Here is a 21685-nt window from a genome sequence, read left to right as displayed (position 1 = left end):
AGATAATCAGATAAGGATTATCAAGTTTGAGGCACGCTTCAAGGGGGATCGCTCTTTTATTTTTTTATGAACCGCTGATGCAGGCAGATTAACGCAGATTAACGCGGATGAAGAGTGCGATCGTACTTTTCAATCAATTTAGAATAAGGATCTAAGGTCATATTAACAGCTTGAGATATATTCAAAAATAGTACCACTTTAATTTCTATGCAGTCAAAAATTAAAAACTGGCGATTCCCTTTGGGGTAGCTTCGCGCGGACTTTTCCCCAACCTTTCCAGAATCTCAGGCCACACACCCGTAACACGATCGCAGGTACGATCGCCTATAATCGAAACTAGCCCAACTCTCATCAGTTGAGAAACCGCCGTCAATCACCCGGCACCGATCGGATTACCGATACGGTGCGGGCACAGAAACTGCCTAGTTGACCAGTCTAAGTGGTTCGCCCACTACGTTTAAGGCAAGTGTTCAAGTACCTACCCGAAGATGCGTGCTAGTTTTCGGCCCTAGAAATCAGAAGTTAAACAGGTGTAAGGGTTAAGCCAGTGCTTTTGATATAGTTACCGACCTTAAACATTGACGAAGCAAACATTACCCCACAAGGGAGGACTTCAATGTCTAATTTAGTTTTTGTACTTGATACCCAAAAAAGACCGCTCAATCCAATCCGCCCAGGACTAGCTCGTAAATTGCTAAGCAATGGCAAAGCTGCTGTTTTTAAAAGGTATCCATTCACACTCATTCTCAAAGTAGAGGTAATAGCACCCCAAAAACCAATCATTCTTAAATTAGACCCTGGCTCCAAAACTACTGGAATCGCATTAGTGCAAGAAGAGGACGTAATCTTTGGTGCAGAATTAACTCACCGAGGTCAAGCTATCAAAGCTAGTATAGAATCTCGTTGTTCATTGCGTAGAGGCCGGAGAAATCGCCATACTCGCTATCGGAAAGCTAAATTTTCAAATAGAACTCGCCCTAAAGGGTGGCTAGCTCCAAGCCTACAACATCGTGTTGAAACAACTCTAACCTGGGTAACTAGATTGACGAAGGTCGCTCCTATTGCTTCTATTACTCAAGAACTTGTGCGATTTGACCTACAACAGCTAGAAAACCCAGAAATTTCTGGAATCGAGTATCAACAAGGCGTTTTACATGGTTACGAGATCCGCGAATATTTGCTAAACAAATGGGAGAGAACGTGCGCTTACTGTGGCGTTACCAATACACCATTACAAGTCGAACATATTCATCCCAAAGCCAAAGGCGGCTCTAATCGCATTTCTAATCTTTGTCTTGCTTGCGACGCTTGCAACAAAAAGAAAGGTACTCAAGATGTTGAGCAATTCTTGTCTAAAAAACCAGAGATTTTGAAGCGGATTCTATCTCAAGCAAAACGTCCATTAAAAGACGCAGCAGCAGTCAATTCGACTCGCTGGGCATTATTTAATCGACTCCGTACAACTGACTTGCCTGTTTCTACTGGCAGTGGCGGCTTGACAAAATTCAACCGTACTCGACTAAATTTAGCTAAAACTCACTGGCTAGACGCAGCTTGTGTCGGAAAGGTTGAGTCGTTGAAGATTTTAACAAACAAGCCACTATTGATCAAAGCAACTGGTCACGGGACACGTCAAATGTGCCGTACCGACAAATTTGGCTTTCCATCTCGCTATGTTCCCCGGTTTAAGTTTGTTAAAGGGTTTCAAACGGGAGATATTGTCAAAGCAGTCGTTACCTCTGGCAAAAAAATTGGTACATACGTTGGACGTGTTGCCGTAAGAACGAGTGGCTCATTCAATATTTCCGCATCCGAATTGGTGTCGGGAATTAGCTACAAATATTGTTCAATTATTCACAGAAAGGATGGTTATTCGTATGCAGCATAGACATTGCCCCCCTTTTCCTCTCACCGCTGACCTGGGTACAGGTACAGCGGGAGTTTCCAAGGGGGAAGACAGATGAGTCAAGACAAGGAAGAAATTAGCTATTCAGAGAAAACAGAACGTCTCAGAGTTATCGCTCAGTTTATCAAAACTGTCACACCGATGATTTGGACGATCGTAATTTTAGTAGTCATCATTCCCCTATTAGGTAACTTTCTAATTTCCCAGTCACTAACAAATACCGGAACCACAGCAGTTGTAGTCTCGCCGCCACACGATTTTAGCAAAGTCAACCAAGACATTAAAAACGCTATCCAACAATCCCATACAACAGCCGAAACTTTCGCCTCCCAAGAATTGGACAAATGGGAAGCCGAAGTAATTGCAAGACTAGACAATAGTTTCCTCGATTGGTACTTCGATTACTTCAATCAAAAAAAGATGGAGTTTACCGTACCTTTTAATTTCGTGAAATCTGCCGTACTCAACAGATTTGATATGAATGCAGCATCTCGTGCTGTTTCCGAAAAATTAACCGAAGACTTTCAAAGAGAATTTGCTAACCGCGTACTCGTACCCAAAAATGCTCAACTGCGATTTCAATTAATCACTCAAGATACTGCTAACTTGTACATAGCCGAAGTTAGCAAGAATGTGAAAGTAGTTCAAAACAATTATAATATACCGCAAGTACAGTGGGACAAATATCTGAACGATATTGCTACCACAATTAGCGACAAAGGAAACGTCTCGAATTTATCATTAAAAGTATTAGTTGGGGGCAGCGGCTACTTAATTGCTAAACCCTTAATTTTGGGAGTAGCAACTAAAATTGGCAGCAAAGTTACCGCAAAAGTTGCCAGCAAAGCCGCCGCCAAAATGGCAACAAAAACAGGCGGTACAGTTGCTAGTCAGTTGGGAGTAAGTTTAATCGACCCGATTGTCGGCATCGGGATTATCATCTGGGACTTGTGGGATTACAATCACACAGTCAAAGTAGAAAGACCGATTTTGCGGGCACACATTGTAGAATACTTAAAAGATGTCAAAAAGTCCCTGCTCACAAATCCTGAAAGCGGGATTATGGCAGCAATTTATCAGTTGGAAAGCGGTATTTTGAAATCGCTCCAATCTTAATAAGTTCCTAGAGAGGACGGAAGTCCTCTCCCTTAGTTTGAATCAATAAGCACTAAAATTCTTACTACCCGCCTCAAAATTTATGTCCTCAAAAACAGTTTAAACCTCGTAAACACTACCACAATTAACGCCAGAATCGTCGTATATCCCAACCCCCTCAAAAAACCCATAAACGGATTGGTGGAAGTCATCTCAATAATCACTGGTTCCAATTTACTTAAAACCAGAATCGGCCAGATAATATTCGCAAATCCTGCATAGCCAATCATCGGATTCACCCCGTTCTCAATAAACAACTGCAAAAACCATTTTCTGTGAAACACATCGATAATTATCATCAACCCAATCAACAGCAAAATCGCCATTCCCGCCGTTATAAACAAGTAACTCATCGTCGCTGAATCTTTCTTGATTCCGCCTTCATAAGGCTCAAACATCAAACCCAAAACCACCCAATAAAACCCCCATTTGTAAAGGCGGTTCAATAAATTTTCCGTGACATTCCCTGGCTTTTTCAACAAAACCAAAGCGCCCAAACACAGCACCACCGTCACTAATGCAGTCTGCCACACCCATCTAGCTTGCAGTCCAATTAACAAAACTAAATTGACAGCAAACATCAAAACCATAATGCTGAAATAGCGCCAACTCTTCCAGCTAGCATAACTCGCCTCTTCCGGCGAACAATACTCTATCCACCGACCCAGCAAATCGCCCACAATCGTACCGGGAATCACTACAAACAAATACTTTAAATAATCAAATTGAAACAGCCAAGGTGCAGGAGAGTACCGCCAAACTAAATTAATCCAACCGTCAGTAGGAGAAGACAGCCGCGCCGCCAACAGCAAGCCCAAAAATCCCACTCGCAACCACGTATTTGAACGAGTAAACAGCCAAATTAGCGAGCCGAAAACAGCCATATTTGCTAGTACCATCAAGATAATATCGTTACGGCTAACTAAAAAGCCTACACCGTTGGGATATTTGATGTGAGATACGAAGCTAATCCCGGCACTCCAACCAGCAAGGGTTAAGGAGGTTCGCCACCACACAGACCACCTGGACGGCCAGCGAACATACATTAAAAATAATATTAAAAATCCAAACAAGGCCATCCACCACTTCTGCGGGATGGAGGCGTCTGGGTTAATTGTAGTCGGGCGAATGTGTTGGAGAAATATCGCAAATGATGCTAACAAAAAGCCTCGTTGCAAAATAGATAAAATCACTTTTTTTGTATCCCATCCCTTGGCGATGCGGCGCGACAAAGCTAGCGGTATCGCGGCCCCCATTGCAAACAAAAAGAAGGGGAAAACTAAATCAACCCAGGTTAATCCCGGCAGTTTGTTATTAAAAATGTGGTCGGGCGGTGGCAGTTGGGCGTGATACATCCACGCCGGCAATGTTTTCCGGGCTATTGTACCGGATAAAACCATCGCTAAAACTGCTAGTCCGCGCAGGGCATCCAGGGCGTCTGCGCGTTGGGAAACGGCAGCAACTGCTAAACTATTTTCTTGTTTCACCATGTCTTTTACCTCTGATTTTTGGGATGCTAATTTATATCAAGTACGGTTGGTTGACCGCCAGATATCGGCCGGGGCGGGTTTACTGGAGTTTTTGCGCTTTTTGATAGATAATGGTGAACCTAGCCCGGATCGGAATCACGGTTAATTTACGGCACATGATATTACTAAAAATCTTATTTGCTCAAAAATGATAGAATATCTCCGGCTTATTTGCCAATTAATTTGTGCAGCCAGCTTCCTGAAGCTAGCCTGCTGAGTCTTTGGGCGGAGTGTTTTTTATTGACTGTCAACCTGGAAATTCGGTATTTATTGGGTGGAAAAAACCGCAGTTTTAATTTTGAACTGTCGTACAAGTATCCTGATGAGAAATATTTGGCAACGTATTTTTCAACTTGTTTGTTGACAGCGCCAAACGGGTAGGCTATGTGTGAGGCGACTGTTCGATTTTGGTCTAAATCTTGGGTGCATTTCCTCAGTCTAATTTGATCTTCAGATAATTCTCGGTCTAATGCTGTCAGAGAAATTTTTGTTAAATTTTCGTGATTCAGTCCGTGGGATTGAATATCATAAAAACCTTTTTGCATTCCGTCTCTCAAGTCTTGACAAGTTACCTTTTTTATGAGCGAGTGCTGATGACCCAAGAAGCCGGAGTTGATAAATACAACTGCTTTGGTTTTTTTGCCGTATTTATTTTCGAGTGTTTCTAAAATCGGTAGTAAGTGCGTATAAATGCTTTTATTCCCGTCATCAAAAGTAATCATGACTTTTGGGCGATCCCGATATTCACTCGGCACGGGCTTTTTGGGATTTGCTATGAAATACTCGTAAAGCTCTTGGGATGACAAAAACCAATAGTTATTGCTCACTAAGTAATCTAAAAAAAGTGCCAAATTTTGCTGGCTGTAGTCGCCGGGAAATTCTCGCCGCTGCGGTGGTATTTCCTGGAGATTCTGAAGGTCAACAATATCATGAAAGCCGAAAATCGGAATTTGTACTGTGATGATTTCTAAGATTACTTTTGAAGTGAGGAAAGTTAGGATAAATGCTAGTAAAAAGCTAATAATGCGTTTTTTTCGGAGCGTAATACGCGGTTGAAAATACTCGGGCAATTTGTTAATTAAATAATTTACCATTGACAATTACAAGCTCATGAGGTAAAGGGTTCGGGTGGGAGTAAGAGGGTTTTTCTGGCTGCTGGGAGCATCTAGATTGTCGATCGCCCGCGTTTTCCCTAAAGATAAGCTGGCCCAACTCCAGCATGATACAATTTGTCTCGATCGCACTTATCCCGCAACCCCGGTTCACAGGACAGAAGTGGTGCTAGAGGAGTGGCGATCGTCCGCTTGCTCAAAAGTCATCATTTGAGATAGATTAGCCAGTATGGGCGATCGACAGCAGCAATTCCGACAGCACCCTCCAACCCCCTAAACTGCCCGGTGTTCAAAGATTCCAAAAAGTCCAACTTCATCTTTGCACTTTCAAGGCAAAGTTAAAGTCAATTTTTTCAGCAGCAGTGAACAATACCTCTCCCCGTCAGAAAATTTCTCTGTCAAATTTTATCTGTAAATTTTTTACTTGTGATTTACCTCCCGAGGTGGTACCATATTTGACCGAAAGCCCGATCGCACAACCATGATGAAAATAGCGGTAATTCTGCCTGTTTACAACGAAGCAAATTGCATAGCCCAAACCTTTGACAGAATTTTAGAATTTTCCAAAAAAAACCATGCTTACAATTTTATTATTGTTAATGACGGCTCGACCGACAATACACTGCAAATTCTCGAAAACCAACTCAAAGCTTTCCCCACACATCACATCAAACTAATTTCTTACAGCAACCGTCAAGGCAAAGGATATGCCGTCAAAAAAGGCAGCGAATGTGTAGACGCCGACTGCATTTGCTTCATGGATGGCGATTTAGCTTACTCCCTCGAACACCTTGAACTCTTGGTCGAAAAATTAGAAGAATTTGATGTCGTAATTGGTTGCAGAAACCTCGATCGAGAAAACTTCCAAAATCTTACCTTACTCAGAAAAATATCAGGCAAAATATTTAACTTAATTTCTGGAAAAATTCTGAATCTACCATATAGAGATATGCAAGCCGGACTCAAAGGATTTAACAAAATGCCAGCCCAAGAAATATTTAAAATACAAACACTTACTGGCTTTTCATTTGATGCGGAACTACTTTTTTTAGCAAAAAAAAAAGGATATACCATTGGTGAAATTCCCGCCAAGATTTCCCAGCACCATCTCTACAAAAATTCTCAAGTCAATATATTTAAAGATTCCCTAAATATGCTGCTCTGCTTATTTAAAATTAGAGCCAACGACCGCGCAGGCTACTATGAATAAATCAATCTTGTTGAGCTTTGACATAGAAGAATTTGACATCCCCGAAGAATACGGTCAACCCCTGGAATCGGACATCAAATTTGAAATTTCTAATCGAGGATTGTCAAAGATTATTGCACTTGTAGAAAAATTAGATATTACAGCCACATTTTTTGTGACAGCTAACTTTGCACTCCACAACCCAGATACAATCAGAGAAATTTCAAAACACCATGAAATCGCCTCCCACGGCTTTTATCACTCTCAATTTTGCCTAGAAGATTTACAGAAATCTAAACAAACCTTAGAACAAATAACTAATACTGAAATCACTGGATTCAGGATGGCAAGACTTCAGCCCGTTGACGACGCAGAAATAGAAAAAGCAGGCTACGAATACAACTCATCAATGAATCCAACTTACATCCCCGGCAGATACAACAACCTATCTAAACCCCGAACTGCATATTATACGAATAAACTGCTCAACCTTCCCATTTCAGTCACTCCTCTGATCAGATTTCCTTTATTTTGGTTGAGCTTTAAAAACTTCCCCCTCTCAATGATAGAATTAGCAACCCAGCTAACGCTAGAAACAGACTCCTATCTGAACATCTACTTTCACCCCTGGGAATTCACAGATATTTCCCAGTTTAAATTACCCAGTTACGTCAAAAAAGACTCAGGCAGCAAAATGGTTGAAAAACTAGAAAAATATCTCACCAAGCTGAAAACCCAAGGCAAATTTATTTCTATTTCCGAATTTAAGCACAACTTCAGTCAACCTTAGAGCAAATATCGGGTTCAGCAAAAACTATGAAATTTAAACCTCTCGACTACTGGAACAATCAAACAGGATTGCGTCAAGTTACAATTTTAGCCACCATCTTTTTTATATTAGTTTTAATTTTTAGCATAATCCGCTACGAAAGCTTCTTAGCCACCTACGATCACGGTCTATTTAACCAAGTATTTTGGAATAGCATACACGGCAAGTTTTTTCAAAGTTCAATGTCCTCAGCCGCCTCCAGCGCCTCGCTGATGGACAGACAACTTTCCTACCCATTTTATATCCATTTAGGTCAACACTTCGTCATCGATTTTCTAATTTGGATGCCGATTTATGCCTTATTTCCATCTCCCATTACCCTGATAGTTTTGCAAGTTGCTTTAATTGCCGCAGCCGGAATAGTGCTGTATTTCTTAGCAAGACACTATCTATCTGTTCCCCTGTCGGTAATGATAGTAGCCAGCTATTACGGAGCAAATGGTGTCATCGGCCCGACGCTGGGAAATTTTTACGAACACTGCCAAATTCCTTTATTTATATTTAGCTTGCTGCTAGCATTAGAAAAGCAGCGCTGGCCGCTATTTTGGCTGTTCGCAGTTTTAACATTAGGCACTCGCGAAGATGCTGGAATTAGCTTGTTTGCGATCGGAGCTTATTTAATTGTCAGTCGGCGCTACCCCCGCGTCGGCATAGCTTTGTGCGCTCTCAGCTTTAGCTACGTGGTGTTCATAACTAATAGAATCATGCCGATGTTTTCGGCTGACAATTCCCGCTTGTACTTAGCTAATTACTTTAGGCAATTTGTTAAAACCGAGAACCCGTCAACACTAGAACTGCTTTGGGCGATTATCAGTCAACCTCAGCTCATAATTGAAGTATTTTTTAAAGATGCAAGTAGGCGAATTTTATATCTTTTAGGTCATTGGTTGCCGCTAGCATTTGTACCTACGATCGCTCCTAGCGCCTGGTTAATGACTGTTTTTCCTTTACTGGTTCTGTTGCTGCAAGTTGTTAATAAGGCCGCTACTTCTATCAACACTCGCTACACATTTGCTATAATTCCGGGGTTATTTTACGGTACAATCCTGTGGTGGTCGCAACATCAAGATAAATTCAAACCCAGGTTCCACCGCTTCTGGATTGGGTGTATCGGTCTGTCAATACTGCTTACGTACACTTCCAATCCGAATCGAGCTTTGTATTTCATCTCTCCTTATTCTTTTCAACCTTGGGTTTATCAATCTTTGCCGGCTCAACTCGGACACGCAGCTAATGTCAAAAAAGTCTTAAGTTTGATTCCCCAAGATGCTAGCGTTTCTACCAGCGGTTATATCGTTTCCCACCTTTCGGGCCGCCGGAACATCATCCGTTTAGAAGTGATGCAGATGAAAGACGAACAGGGAAAAGTAGTCGATGTCGATTATGCGCTGTTAGATTTGTGGCAGTTGAAGCAAAATAATTTAAAAGTTCCCGTTGACAGAGGTAGAGTTCGGGGGGGAGTGCGTTTTACCGATGAAGCTCTACGGCGAGGTTTGTACGGAATTGCTGAAGTATTGGACGGAGTTGTTTTAGTTCAAAAAGGTATAACTTCTAAGCCGGAAGTTTTGTCGGCTTGGTCGAAATTGCGGCAAGAAATCGAACCGTTGATGAAATAGTCGAAATTCAATGATCTAGCAGGCAGTTGCGATCGCCCCCAGAGAGTAAAATCAAGTAAAATTGCAAGTATTGGTCGATCGACCCCCGTTGCTAGACTGGATTTTGATTCAAGGTTTGCTATACTCCAGAAATAGACACATATTAACCTTTGGAAAATCAATAGGCCGGAGCTATGACATCCTATGCAACCTCTACAGCAAGAGCCGAGATGAGTGAGATCCGGCGCTTGAAAAACATACTGCCCCCAGAACTCCAAAGTTGGGTAACAGTAGAAAAAACAATAGAAGTTAATCCTACGCTGATCCGCAGCGAAGAAATAGGCAAAGACCAGGTAGAAATCCAAATAGACCTGATCCGCTGGGAACAGCTAGCAATGGATCAGCGCAACCTACTATTTTGGCACGAAGTCGCTAGAATCCAAAACGACACGATCCCCAGAGACGGTTGGGAAATGGCAGCCCTCGCCATTGGTTTAGGCGGCGCCGTCGGCGAACTTTGGGTGCAAGACGGCTTGCTGCTGTTACTGGCCCTATCCCTGTGCGGCGTCTCCGGCTGGAGACTTTACCAAAAAAACAACGGAGAGAAAAGTTTAAAAGAAGCAGTAGACGCCGACGAAAAAGCCCTCGCCCTAGCCACCCGCTTCGGCTACACTCTCCCAAACGCCTACAAAAGCCTCGGCAGCGCCTTAAAAACCTTAATCGAGCAAACCTCCAAAAAACAGCAGCGGGCTAAATACGAAGCTCGTCTCCAGGCCCTCAAACGCAACGCAGCCAAAGCTAAAGCCAAAGTCAAACCCATCACCCGCGAAACCTCCCAGTCAGAAAACGTCTACAATTCTTAACCTCATCCCCCGACGCTTGGTACGGGGGTTTTCCAGTTAACGGTTAACTGTTGACTTCTGTGTTAGCTGTTAACTGTTAACTGCGGTGGCTATCCGCCCAAAGAGGGGCACTTCAATTATTAACGACAAGATTAATCGGCCCCCTCCACAAAAATCTTGAGGCCGATATAGTGAAAGTTTGGCAGCGACTGCGTTTAAAAATCTTTGGGTCAAAACTGGGACTGGTAAACTCAACTCTACCCTTGCCTTTGAGCTCGCGCTCGGCGCCACAGTTTTCAGGTTTATAAAGCTTTGATATAAACCTAGCGTAAGGTGGAGCTGCTAAGACACAATAGGCTAAAGACATCAGCTTGAAATTTGAAACCAGGACTTCATGGTCAGTCAAACCCCAGAGGCAGATTTTCGGGTTACGTACTTGGACGAGATTCCCTCCGTTCACATACCCGTGCGCTTGAGCGTACTTGAAGCCGTAAACTTCAAGACAACCTGCCAGCAACTTTTCTCCGGAAGCACCGTTCCCAGCAAAATAGTCCTAGACTTCAGTCAGACGACTTTCATCGACAGTAGCGGGATAGGTGCTTTAGTCAGCAATCTGAAATTTGCCAAACAGCGCGGCAGCGACTTGGTGCTCCGAAGCCTCAAGCCGCAGGTGATGGCAGTATTTGCTCTCACCAGCCTAGATCAAGTGCTGACGATCGAGCAGCCCTCTGCAACCTCAACTCCCACAGAGACCGACCCCTCGGACAATTACCTACCGATGACCCACCCCTCAGTGCAATCGTGGGTGAAGCGGCTGATAGATATCGTTGGGGCAATCGTCGGTTTGACGATTACAGGAATTTTGCTCGTACCCATAGCTGCAGCCATCACTATCAACGATCCAGGCCCGATATTTTTCGGTCAAACCCGCTGTGGCTGGATGGGCAGACGATTTCGGATTTGGAAATTTCGATCGATGTGTACCAACGCCGAAGCCATGAAAGCCCAAATCAAAAACGAAGCTTCTGGCGCATTTTTCAAAAATGACAACGACCCGCGGATTACGAAAGTCGGGCGCATCTTGCGCAAAACCAGTCTCGACGAACTGCCGCAGTTTTGGAACGTGCTCAAAGGCGATATGAGTCTAGTCGGCACCAGACCGCCTACCCCAGACGAAGTTGAGCGCTACGAAGTCCCTCAGTGGCAGCGTTTGGATGTCAAGCCTGGGATGACCGGCGAATGGCAAGTCAACGGTCGCTCTAAAGTCCGGGATTTTGAAGATGTCATCCGTTTAGATTTAAAATACCAACAAAATTGGAGCCTGATGTATGACTTGAAACTAATTGTTAAAACCATAACAGTCCTGTTTAACAAAAATAGCGGCGCTGTGTAGAATCCCTCTACAACCCACGGCTGAATTTTCAGGTGCTGTTGCCGACGGGCGGGGGGGACTTGAACTAGATACTTACTCAAGCAGGCGATCGGTAGCGATACCTACGTTAGCATTAAGTGTTAAAATTCACACAGAAAAAAAATGCGCAGCTAGTGGCCTGCTTTGGAATCAGAGCATTAATAATTAGCAATTTGCGCGTTCGAGGTCGTACTCGAATGAACCCAGCATGATTTCCCCAGACGAGAAGAACTCACCTGTGTTTAGAAAAGTACCGACTGCTAACATCGTCCAAGCTCAAATCACTGCCTCGCAAGCTGACTCGGGAATTTTCACGCCTAGGGCGTCACGCGCCAACCCCGGTCTTTCAAGCTCTTAATCAAACGCAGTAGCAGCAAGGATCGCTTCGAGCGATCTATGTCATAGTTAGTGTGTCCAACAATTAGCCGTATCAACTACGCGATGAATCATCAAGAGTAAGGGTGCAATCCTGACCAGTAAGACACTGCCAGCACCGCTGAGTAAGACGCTTGGTACAGGTAAGTAAAGGCAGGATGATGAGCGTACCGAACTCGCTAGTGTTGACGCATTGCCAACGAAAGCATAAACCAAAAGTAAGCGTAATTACAGCACCGAAAGGTAGTTGTTTTGAACGTAAGGAGGCGTCTTGACACCGCCTTTTTGAATTACCTTTTGGTAATTTATTAAAAATCTCCGTTCCTTGAGGTCGGAGAGTGTCAATTAAACGCCCTACCGAGACGGGTTAGAGTCTCGGAAGTCTCTCATTTGCTGTGCGAGTAAATGGTGCGAAAGGAATGCTCACCTTGAGGCAAAATGGGCTTCTTCAACTCAAGCTTGACTTAACTAATATGTTGCCAAGACCTTGCCCTCCTTTTTCTCTCCCTCCGGGGCTGAGTACAGCGCTGGTGGGGGCCTACCAGGGAGAAGAAAGATGAAAGACAAGCAACCAAAGGCCGAGTGGCACCTTCAGGTTGAAACACACCAGAACGCTTTAACATCCGTTTTGGAATGGTTGGAGAATATCGTTTTGCCCATGATACCAGCGGATTTCCGGTGGCAGTGCAAGCTGATAATCACCGAAGGCTTTATAAACGCTGTGGGCCACGCTCACGAGAACTTGCCCCGCGCGACGCCGATAGACCTTGAGGTAAAAGTGTTTGCCGATTACTTAGAAATTAGGATTTGGGACAGGGGTCAACCCTTCAATTTAGAAGCAAAGCTGCACTCGATCGTGCAACAGCAGCACAATCCGGAGAGTGAAGGAGGAAGGGGACTGTTGTTCATGTACAAGCTCACAGACGACCTTCGGTATATCCGTACCGACGATCTCCGCAACTGCCTGGTAATGCGCAAAAACATTACCTGAGGGCACGATACCCGCCCGGTCAGGGCGGCTTCTTTCGCAAGGAGTGGAAGGTCCCAAGGTCGCCCCCTGTTGTGCTACCGGGAACCCAACCACATCCTCTGCAATTCCAGGGGTGCAGGCTCTACGCAGGCCGCTGCAGGACAATTTGCTTGATAAATATTATGCGTATTCTAATTTATTCCTATAACTACTATCCAGAGCCGATCGGCATTGCCCCCCTAATGACAGAACTAGCCCAAGGCCTAGTCAAGCGCGGCCACCAAGTGCGAGTAGTGACAGGAATGCCCAACTATCCCCAGCGCCGGATTTATCCGCAATATGAGGGCAAATTTTACCTCACCGAAGAACACAAGGGTGTGACAATTCAGCGCAGCTATCTGCGCGTCAACGGTCCCCACCCCACCCTGCTAGACCGACTTTTGCTAGACGGCAGTTTTGTTGCCTCTAGCGCCGTCCAAGCCTTCAGAGGCTGGCGTCCCGACGTGATTTTCTCGACAATGCCCCCTTTACCGATTTGCGTCCCAGTCGCCTTTTACGCCTGGATTCGCGCTTGCCCGATCGTCCTCAACGTTCAGGATATCGTCTCAGAAGCAGCCGTGCGCGTCGGCTTGATCAAAAAAAACGGACTGTTAATTCGGATTGCTGACGCCTTAGAAAAATTTGCCTACAGCACAGCCAGCCAAGTCAGCGTCATCGACAGCGGTTTTGTCAAAAAATTGCACTCTCAGGGAGTACCCCCGGAAAAAATAGTTTGCGTTCCCAATTGGGTTGATGTTAATTTCATTCGCCCCTTACCCAAGGAAAATAACTCATTTCGAGAAACTCACAAACTCAATGGCAAATTTGTCGTTCTCTATGCTGGCAATATTGCCCTCACTCAAGGCTTGCAAACAGTTGTCCAAGCAGCGGCTCGTTTGAAACACATACCCGAAATCGCTTTTGTAATTGTGGGGGAACCAACAGCACTGGCGCGCTTGCAACAAGATTGCGAAACTTACAAAGCTGATAATGTAATGCTGCTACCATTTGAACCGCGAGAAAAATTCCCCGAATTGTTGGCTGCTGCTGACGTTAGTTTAGTCGTACAAAAGCGCCGGGTTACTAACTTCAATATGCCTTCAAAAATTCAAGTAATTCTCGCCAGCGGTAGGGCAATTTTGGCTTCGGTTCCAGAAACTGGTACGGCCCAGAAAGCTGTGCAGCAAAGCGGTGGCGGGGTGGTGGTAGCGCCGGAAGATTCGCAGGCTTTGGCGGATGCTGTTGAGGATTTGTACTTGCACCCTGCTAAGGTGGATGCGTTGGGCGAGCAAGGCAGAAATTATGCTGTGGAGAATTACGGATTTGAGGAAGCTTTGAATCATTATGAAGCTTTATTTGCGGCGGTGGCAGCGAGTCATGGTGAGAAAATATTGGAGCCTTTGCCGAAATGATCGCATTTGGGCGATCGCTCCGGTAAATGAAATCGATCCAGTTGACAAGATAAAATTAGTAAGATGGGTGCAAAACAGCAACTTAAAGTCATATTAATTTATACCTATAAAAGTAAAAATAGCAGCTAGACCCTATTAAATAAAATCCTGTTTTGGGAATGGAAAGCTGATGCAAGTAGAGCAAATGAAGTCTAATGTAATTCTGCGAGGCTCCCTCTTCCCAGAACCTGTAAAAGTAATTGTGGCAGTGCCGATGGGAGATGCCATTAAACTCATCGGCAAAGGAATCAATACCAATCAAGTCTACGAGTCAATTCTGTCCAAAGAACATTTGGCTCAACTAGAAGCTACCCCAGAACAAGAACCATTTGACGGCAACGCCCTGCATTTTCGCCTCGGCGTGGAAGCCCTGCGCTTGGGTTTAGCCTACGAGTATGACCCCTATTTTGCCCTGGCGATCGCCCATGTAGACCCCTTGCCCCACCAACTAGAAGCCGTCTACGAATACTTTCTCAAACAACCCCGCATCCGCTTCCTGCTAGCCGATGACCCCGGTGCTGGTAAAACCATCATGGCCGGACTGCTACTCAAAGAACTCAAAGTCCGGGGCTTAGTCAGACGTACCTTAATTGTCACCCCCGCCAACCTCACATTTCAATGGCAGCGGGAACTCAAAGACAAATTCCGCGAAGATTTTGAGGTGATTCGGGGCGATGTCCTGCGGGCAAATTACGGCTCTAACCCTTGGAAAGAAAAGAAACAAGTCATCACCTCAATATCCTGGGTTTCCCGCATTGAAGATGCCAAAAATAGTCTCCTGCGGAGTCATTGGGACTTAATCATTGTGGATGAAGCCCACAAGATGAGCGCCTATAGTTCCGATGATAAAACCTTGGCTTACAAACTAGGTGAAGAACTCTCCAAACTCACCGACCACTACTTATTAATGACCGCGACTCCTCATAAAGGCGACCCCAAAAACTTTTGTTTATTCCTAGAACTTTTAGACCGCGATGTGTATGGCGATGTTACTAGCCTAGAAGAGGCAATGCGTCGGAACAATGCTCCGTTTTATCTGCGGCGCACCAAAGAAGCTCTCGTTACTTTTCCCGATACAGAGACAGGTCAAGCCAAAAAACTATTTACTAATCGCAAAGTTGAAACCATCGACTTTCAAATTGATGACGAAGAATTGGATTTCTACGACGACTTGACTAAATATGTAGAAGACCAGTCAATCAAAGCATCGGCAGATGATTCCGCCCGCGGTCGGGCATTGGGTTTTACGATGGCGATGTTGCAGCGTCGTTTCGCGTCTAGCGTCTACGCAGTGCGGCGAAGTTTAGAACGAATGCGCGATAAACGCCAGCGGATATTGGAAGACCCAGAGGCTTATCGGGCCGAACAGATTGCTAAGAAAGTTCCAGAGGATTTTGAGGAACTGACTGAAGCAGAACAGGAAAAAATTCTGGGAGATTTGGAAGGAGTCGTCGCTTCCATTGACCCCGTAGCGCTGCAACAAGAAATCTATCAGTTGAACAAACTGATCGACCAAGCGCGGACGTTGGAAAAACGAGAAGTTGAATCGAAACTGGTGAAGCTGAAAGAAGCTATTACCCAGAAAGGCATATTCCAAGACCCGCTGATGAAACTGCTGCTTTTCACCGAGCACAAAGACACCTTGGATTATTTGGTGGGTAAGCTGCGGGAGTGGGGACTATCGGTGACTCAGATTCACGGGGGGATGAAAATTGGAGACAGGGATACGCCCAATACGCGGATTTATTCTGAACGCGAGTTTCGGGAAGATTGTCAGGTATTGGTGGCGACGGAAGCGGCGGGGGAAGGTATTAACTTGCAATTCTGCTGGTTTCTGATTAATTATGATATTCCCTGGAATCCGGTGCGCTTGGAACAGCGGATGGGTCGCATCCACCGTTACGGTCAGGATAAGGATTGTCTGATTTTTAACTTTGTTTCGACGAATACCCGCGAAGGACGGGTGTTGTGGAAGTTGTTTGAGCGCATCCGGGCGATCGAGATTGACATCGATCCAGAACGCACTGGCAAAGTGTTTAATGTTTTGGGCGATATTTTTCCGGCCAATCAGCTAGAACGGATGATTCGGGAGATGTACGCTCACAACTTGACGGAAGATGTGATTAAGAACCGCATTGTCGAGCAAGTGGACACCGATCGATTCCGCCGCCTCACCAATTCCGCTTTAGAAGGATTAGCCAAGCGGGAACTGAACTTAAGTGCGATTATTGGTAAATCAGCAGAAGCAAAAGAGCGACGTTTAGTGCCAGAAGTGATTGATGACTTTTTTGTGCAAGCGGCCCCGATTTCGGGGATTCACCCCAAGGAAACGCGCCAGCATCAGAAGGTGTACCGCATTGGGCGAGTACCCCGTACTCTGTGGTCTCTCGGGGAACGTTTGGAAACTCGCTTTGGCAAATTGGGCCATGAATACAAAAAGATTACGTTTGATAAACATAAGTTGACAGATGACCCAACTCTGGAATGGGTGACGCCCGGACATCCGCTGTTTGAGTGCGTGCGGGAAGATGTGCTAGGGCGGGTACAGGATGATTTGCGCCACGGGGCACTATTTTTCGATTTGCATCGCGATCGACCTGCGAGATTGGATGTGTTTTCGGCTGCGATCGCCGATGGACGCGGTAACAAGCTGCACGAACGTGTCTATGTGGTGCAGACGGAAATCGACGGGACGATGACCGTGCGACAGCCGACTTTATTTTTAGATTTGGTGCCAGTAACTGATAGTACCAATTTGGTTGATGGTTTGCCAAACGATGCAGATTTACCCAGTCGCGACCAAACAGAACAAGCGTTGATCGAACAAGAATTGAATCGTTTTTTGACAGAAATCAGGACTCAACGAGAGCAGGAAGTTAAGATTATTGGCGAGCACATGGAAATTAGTTTTTTTGCTATTATTGATAAGGTGCAGTGTCAGTTTGCTGAGTTAATTTCGCGACAAGAATCTGGTGCCAAGGAATCTGGACTAGACGGCCGCATCAAACAAATGGAAGACCGATTGTTTGAGTTAAACGGGCGATTGGAAACGCGACAGGAGGAACTGGAAAAAGAGCGCAGTTGCACGATCGCCGATATTCAACATCACGGACGGGCTTGGGTACTTCCCCATCCAGAACGCACATCCCCTGAAATGGCTGCTATGGTTAGCGATCGCGAAATTGAGCGAATTGCAGTCGAGGCAGTTATTGCCTATGAAAATGCGAGGGGCTGGCTGGTGGTGAGTGTAGAAAAGGAGAATCGCGGCTTTGATTTAATCTCCCGCAAACCTCATCCAGAAGATCCAAACACGGCGATCGCGGTGAGGTTTATTGAGGTTAAAGGGCGATCGCGGGTGGGTGAAGTAGCCCTCACCACCAACGAATACAAGACAGCAGAACGCTTAAAAAAAGACTACTGGCTGTATGTAGTCTTTAACTGCGCTTCTACTCCAGAAGTGCGTCCAATACAAGACCCCGTGCAGTTGGGATGGGAAGCGCTGGTGAAGATTGAACATTATCATGTTGATGCAGAGAAAATTTTGGAGTCCAGCAAGTGAGTAACAAAACTAATTATCCCAAACGCCTCATCGAAGTTGACCTCCCCATCAAGCGGATTTCCGCCCACGCCAGACGGGAAAAATCTATCCGTCACGGGCATATTTCCACCCTGCATATTTGGTGGGCGAGGCGACCTTTGGCCGCGTGTCGAGCGGTGATTTGTGCTTCCTTGTGGATCGATCCAGTTGATGAACTCTGCCCTCAAGAATTTCGGGATAAAGCAGCCAGCATTATTAATGATTTTGCTAAGAAAGTGGCGACGGATAAGGATTTAGCTAATCATTGTTCTACAGAAAGTTGGAGTAAGTGGAAGGTTTTAGCTCAGCCAAAAAATCAGTTATATCCTAATAATCCCCAGCATTTAAATATGCTCCGCTATCGGTTATTGGATTTTATTGCGGATTTTGCTAATTGGGATAATTCCACACAGCCAGACTATTTAGAAACCAGTCGCGCTTTAACTCAAGCAGCTCATGAAGCTTTAGGCGGAGTTCCGGGAACTCGTCCCCTAGTTATTGACCCCTTTGCTGGGGGTGGTTCGATTCCTTTGGAAGCGCTGCGGGTGGGGGCGGATGCTTTTGCTTCTGACTTGAATCCGGTGGCGGTTTTGTTGAATAAAGTGGTGTTGGAATATATTCCTAAATATGGGCAAAAGTTAGCGGATGAGGTGCGGAAGTGGGGACAGTGGGTTAAGGAAGAAGCAGAGAAAGAATTAGCTGAATTTTATCCGAAAGACGCTGATGGAAGTACGCCGATTGCTTATCTTTGGGCTAGGACAATTATTTCTGAGGCTCCTGATGATGGGACGGGGATTCCTGTGGAAGTGCCGTTAATGCGTAGTCTCTGGTTGGCAAAGAAAGCTGGGAGATATAGGGCTTTGCGCTGGGTACGGGATGCTTCGGCTATTGTGCAAACTGAGACGATAGAAGTGACTTATGCCAATGGGGTAACGCGCAAGGTGCGCCGTCCTTTGTTGGAGATTTTTGAGCCCAAGAGTGAGAAGGAAGTTGAGAAGGGAACGGTGGCTAGGGGTTCGGCTACTTGTCCTGTGACGGGATATACAACCCCTGTAGCATCGACAAGAAGGCAGTTAAAAGAGCGTAAGGGCGGGGCAAATGATGCAAGGCTTTTTTGTGTAGTGTTGACCAAGCCGAGTACACAGGGCAGATTTTATAGTTTGCCTACTTTACAGGATTTAGAAGCGACTGAAAAAGCAGTTGTAGCGCTGAAAGAATTTACAAATTTAGACCTAATTCCAAATGAACCAACTCCAATGGGGGGCGGTAGTGGTGCGGGCAGAGCATTCTCACAGCGTAATTATGGTATGGATAATTTTGCTGATTTGTTCTCACCACGCCAATTGCTGGCATTAGTGACACTAACCAGACTGGTTAAAAAGTTTGGCGATCGAGAAATCAATAAATTAGAAAATGATCGAGAGTTAATAAATGCAGTTCAAACTTGTTTGGCAATTGCTGCCAGTAAAATAGCTGATGTCGTAAATTCACTTTGTACTTGGCAAATAACAATGGATCGTATAGGACATCTATTTACGAGACAAGCTATCCCAATGGCTTGGGATTTTGCAGAGACATCTCCTATATCCGATGCAGCAGGTGATTACAAAGTTACGTTAAAAAACTTTCTTGAAGTATTTGAGAGAGATGTAAATAACTTCTATAATAGTGGAGCAACGGAACAAACTTCAGCTACCAATCTTTATTATCTACCAGATGATGCTGCCCAAGTTCTCTGTACTGATCCTCCCTACTACGATGCTGTACCCTACGCTGACTTATCCGACTTCTTCTATGTCTGGTTAAAAAGAACTTTACCGCCCAATATTGCTGCAAGTTTTTTTAATGAACTTACACCTAAAGATGAAGAGTGCATCGTTGATGAAGTAAAAGGAAAAGATAAAGCCTTCTTCGAGCGCACAATGGAAAAAGCAATGGCAGAAGGGAGGCGAGTTGTTGCTCCAAATGGCATCGGTTTAATTGTTTTTGCCCACAAATCCACAGCAGGATGGGAAGCCCAACTGCAAGCAATGATCGATGCAGGTTGGATTTTTACAGGATCATGGGCAATTGATACGGAATGGGGAACGAGACTTCGCGCACAAAATTCAGCCGCCCTTGCCTCATCAGTTCACCTTGTTTGCCGCCCCAGAGAAAACCCCGATGGCACATTACACGAAGAAATTGGCGATTGGCGCGATGTATTGCAAGAACTACCGCAACGGATCAAAGAATGGATGCCGCGCCTCACGGATCAAGGCGTAGTCGGTGCCGATGCCATCTTTGCTTGTTTAGGCCCCGCCCTCGAAATTTTCTCTCGCTATTCCAGCGTCGAAAAAGCAAGCGGCGAAATTGTCACCCTGCGCGAATATCTCGAATATGTCTGGGCTGCGATTTCCAAAGAAGCACTCAGCACCATCTTCAAAGATGCAGACACTTCCAGCTTTGAAGAAGATGCTCGATTAACTGCCATGTGGTTGTGGACACTTTCATCAGGTGATGGAGAAACAGGCAAGATGCCTGTTCCACAAGGTGATGGAAAAACAGGCAAGATGCCTGTTCCACAAGAGGAAGAAGATGTTAGCGATGATGATGACGAAAGCAGTGGCAAAAAAGCAAAAATTACAGGTTTTAGCCTCGAATATGATGCCGCCCGCAAGATTGCTCAGGGACTCGGTGCTAACTTGGAAAACCTCACCAGTTTAGTACAAGTCAAGGGCGATAAAGCCCGACTGCTGCCCGTCTCGGAGCGAGCGCAATATTTGTTGGGCAAAGACGCGAGCCAAGCCCCAGTCAAGCGCCCGAAAAAACAGCACAAGCAATTGAGTCTCTTTGATACTTCAGAGAGCACAGCCGATGAAGTGTCAGAAGAATGGGGCGATACCAATATTGAGAATCAAGGTAAAACTGTACTCGATCGCATCCACCAAACCATGATTTTATTTGCCGCTGGAGGCAGCGAAGCCCTCAAACGCTTCTTAGTCGATGACGGCGTGGGAAGTGACAAGCGCTTCTGGACATTAGCCCAGTCCCTCTCGGCCTTGTATCCCGCGGGCACCGATGAAAAGCGCTGGGTGGATGGAGTTTTAGCTCGCAAAAAAGGGTTGGGGTTCTAATGATGCAAAATATCGCCTACCAGTGGCAAACTAAATTCTGGCAAACCCTGCAACAACCTGAAAATGCTGACCCTTTAAAACAAGCTGCCTTAAATGGACAACTTACTAAATGGACAACAGCTTTAACCACTACCGTTGTCGCCACTTCTACAGCAATGGGTTGGCAGTCTTCCGCTAGAGGAAATTCACTAGGCTTGTTTCCTGTTTCAACCAGTGAATACCTAGCCTTAGATGTAATGTCCTTTGCTCCTGGTAATACTCGCTGGCGGTTCCCTATCGCCGTGATGGAATTAGAGAACAGTAGCGATATTAACCGCAGTGCCTATTCACTATGGAAAGTGCTATGCGTGCGTGCAGATTTACGAATAGTATTTTGCTACCGCCGCAGTGCAGAGGAACGCGCTTCTGTGATGGCGTTCCTGCGTGATGAAGTGCTGCAAGCCATGAGTCTAGCCGACAGGAGGAAACTCGGAGGTGAAACCCTTGTAGTCGTAGGTAGCCGAGACGATTCTGCTACCTTTCCCTACGGCTTTTTTAAATGGTGGGAGTTGGAAATAAATGCCGGAAAATTTACGATAATCTCTTAGGA

16 protein-coding genes are annotated in these 21685 nt (G+C 45.3%); 14 read left to right on the top strand and 2 right to left on the bottom strand.

What is annotated here, in order from left to right:
- Positions 1-616 precede the first annotated feature (616 nt).
- A complete protein-coding gene (gene iscB, locus QUB56_RS11330) occupies positions 617-1888 on the top strand; it encodes an RNA-guided endonuclease IscB (protein WP_332955241.1) in 1272 nt (423 codons plus the stop codon).
- A 72-nt stretch (positions 1889-1960) separates the two neighbouring features.
- Complete coding sequence (locus tag QUB56_RS11325; protein WP_332955240.1) at positions 1961-3022, top strand: hypothetical protein; 1062 nt, start codon at positions 1961-1963, stop codon at positions 3020-3022.
- A gap of 80 nt (positions 3023-3102) precedes the next feature.
- Here QUB56_RS11325 and QUB56_RS11320 read toward each other — a convergent pair whose 3' ends face one another.
- The gene (locus QUB56_RS11320; protein WP_332955239.1) at positions 3103-4551 is read right to left on the bottom strand and encodes a DUF5009 domain-containing protein; all 1449 of its coding nucleotides are present in this window, start codon (positions 4549-4551) and stop codon (positions 3103-3105) included.
- Here QUB56_RS11320 and QUB56_RS11315 point away from each other — a divergent pair.
- Positions 4550-4696 (top strand): hypothetical protein, encoded by a 147-nt coding sequence (locus QUB56_RS11315; RefSeq protein WP_332955238.1) that lies wholly within the window; start codon positions 4550-4552, stop codon positions 4694-4696. The genes QUB56_RS11320 and QUB56_RS11315 overlap by 2 nt on opposite strands.
- A gap of 61 nt (positions 4697-4757) precedes the next feature.
- On the opposite strand, the gene QUB56_RS11310 is transcribed toward QUB56_RS11315, so the two are convergent.
- Entirely contained in the window at positions 4758-5684 is a 927-nt protein-coding gene (locus QUB56_RS11310) for a polysaccharide deacetylase family protein (protein WP_332955237.1), read from the bottom strand.
- Between the two features lie 34 nt (positions 5685-5718).
- Here QUB56_RS11310 and QUB56_RS11305 point away from each other — a divergent pair, with 34 nt between their 5' ends.
- From QUB56_RS11305 to QUB56_RS11255, 11 genes are all read left to right on the top strand, one after another.
- Complete coding sequence (locus QUB56_RS11305; protein WP_332955236.1) at positions 5719-5916, top strand: hypothetical protein; 198 nt, start codon at positions 5719-5721, stop codon at positions 5914-5916.
- A 267-nt stretch (positions 5917-6183) separates the two neighbouring features.
- Positions 6184-6912 carry a glycosyltransferase gene (locus QUB56_RS11300; protein WP_332955235.1) on the top strand — a complete coding sequence of 243 codons (729 nt, stop codon included), beginning with the start codon at positions 6184-6186 and terminating at the stop codon, positions 6910-6912.
- Positions 6905-7681: a polysaccharide deacetylase family protein gene (locus QUB56_RS11295; protein WP_332955234.1), complete on the top strand. Its 777-nt coding sequence runs from the start codon at positions 6905-6907 to the stop codon at positions 7679-7681. Before QUB56_RS11300 ends, QUB56_RS11295 begins: the two co-directional genes overlap by 8 nt.
- A 26-nt stretch (positions 7682-7707) precedes the next feature.
- Positions 7708-9336 carry a DUF2079 domain-containing protein gene (locus QUB56_RS11290; protein ID WP_332955233.1) on the top strand — a complete coding sequence of 543 codons (1629 nt, stop codon included), beginning with the start codon at positions 7708-7710 and terminating at the stop codon, positions 9334-9336.
- Between the two features lie 173 nt (positions 9337-9509).
- On the top strand, positions 9510-10178 hold the full coding sequence (locus QUB56_RS11285; protein WP_015178535.1) for a DUF3318 domain-containing protein: 669 nt from the start codon (positions 9510-9512) through the stop codon (positions 10176-10178).
- A gap of 373 nt (positions 10179-10551) precedes the next feature.
- Positions 10552-11550 (top strand): sugar transferase, encoded by a 999-nt coding sequence (locus QUB56_RS11280; protein ID WP_332955232.1) that lies wholly within the window; start codon positions 10552-10554, stop codon positions 11548-11550.
- A gap of 949 nt (positions 11551-12499) precedes the next feature.
- Positions 12500-12934: an ATP-binding protein gene (locus QUB56_RS11275; protein ID WP_332955231.1), complete on the top strand. Its 435-nt coding sequence runs from the start codon at positions 12500-12502 to the stop codon at positions 12932-12934.
- 161 nt (positions 12935-13095) lie between these two features.
- Positions 13096-14364, top strand: coding sequence for a WcaI family glycosyltransferase (locus QUB56_RS11270; RefSeq protein ID WP_332955230.1), 1269 nt, complete (start codon positions 13096-13098; stop codon positions 14362-14364).
- A gap of 169 nt (positions 14365-14533) precedes the next feature.
- The gene (locus tag QUB56_RS11265) at positions 14534-17962 is read left to right on the top strand and encodes a protein NO VEIN domain-containing protein (protein ID WP_332955229.1); all 3429 of its coding nucleotides are present in this window, start codon (positions 14534-14536) and stop codon (positions 17960-17962) included.
- Positions 17959-21096, top strand: a complete 3138-nt coding sequence (locus tag QUB56_RS11260) for a DUF1156 domain-containing protein (RefSeq protein ID WP_332955228.1) — start codon at positions 17959-17961, stop codon at positions 21094-21096. Before QUB56_RS11265 ends, QUB56_RS11260 begins: the two co-directional genes overlap by 4 nt.
- Positions 21096-21683 carry a hypothetical protein gene (locus QUB56_RS11255; protein WP_332955227.1) on the top strand — a complete coding sequence of 196 codons (588 nt, stop codon included), beginning with the start codon at positions 21096-21098 and terminating at the stop codon, positions 21681-21683. Before QUB56_RS11260 ends, QUB56_RS11255 begins: the two co-directional genes overlap by 1 nt.
- The last annotated feature ends 2 nt before the right edge of the window (positions 21684-21685 follow it).

The sequence above is a fragment of the Microcoleus sp. AR_TQ3_B6 genome, assembly GCF_036702785.1.
Taxonomy (GTDB): Bacteria; Cyanobacteriota; Cyanobacteriia; order Cyanobacteriales; family Microcoleaceae; genus Microcoleus.
The sequence above is the reverse complement of the archived record's forward strand: the minus strand, read 5'-3'. Positions and strand labels throughout refer to the sequence as shown.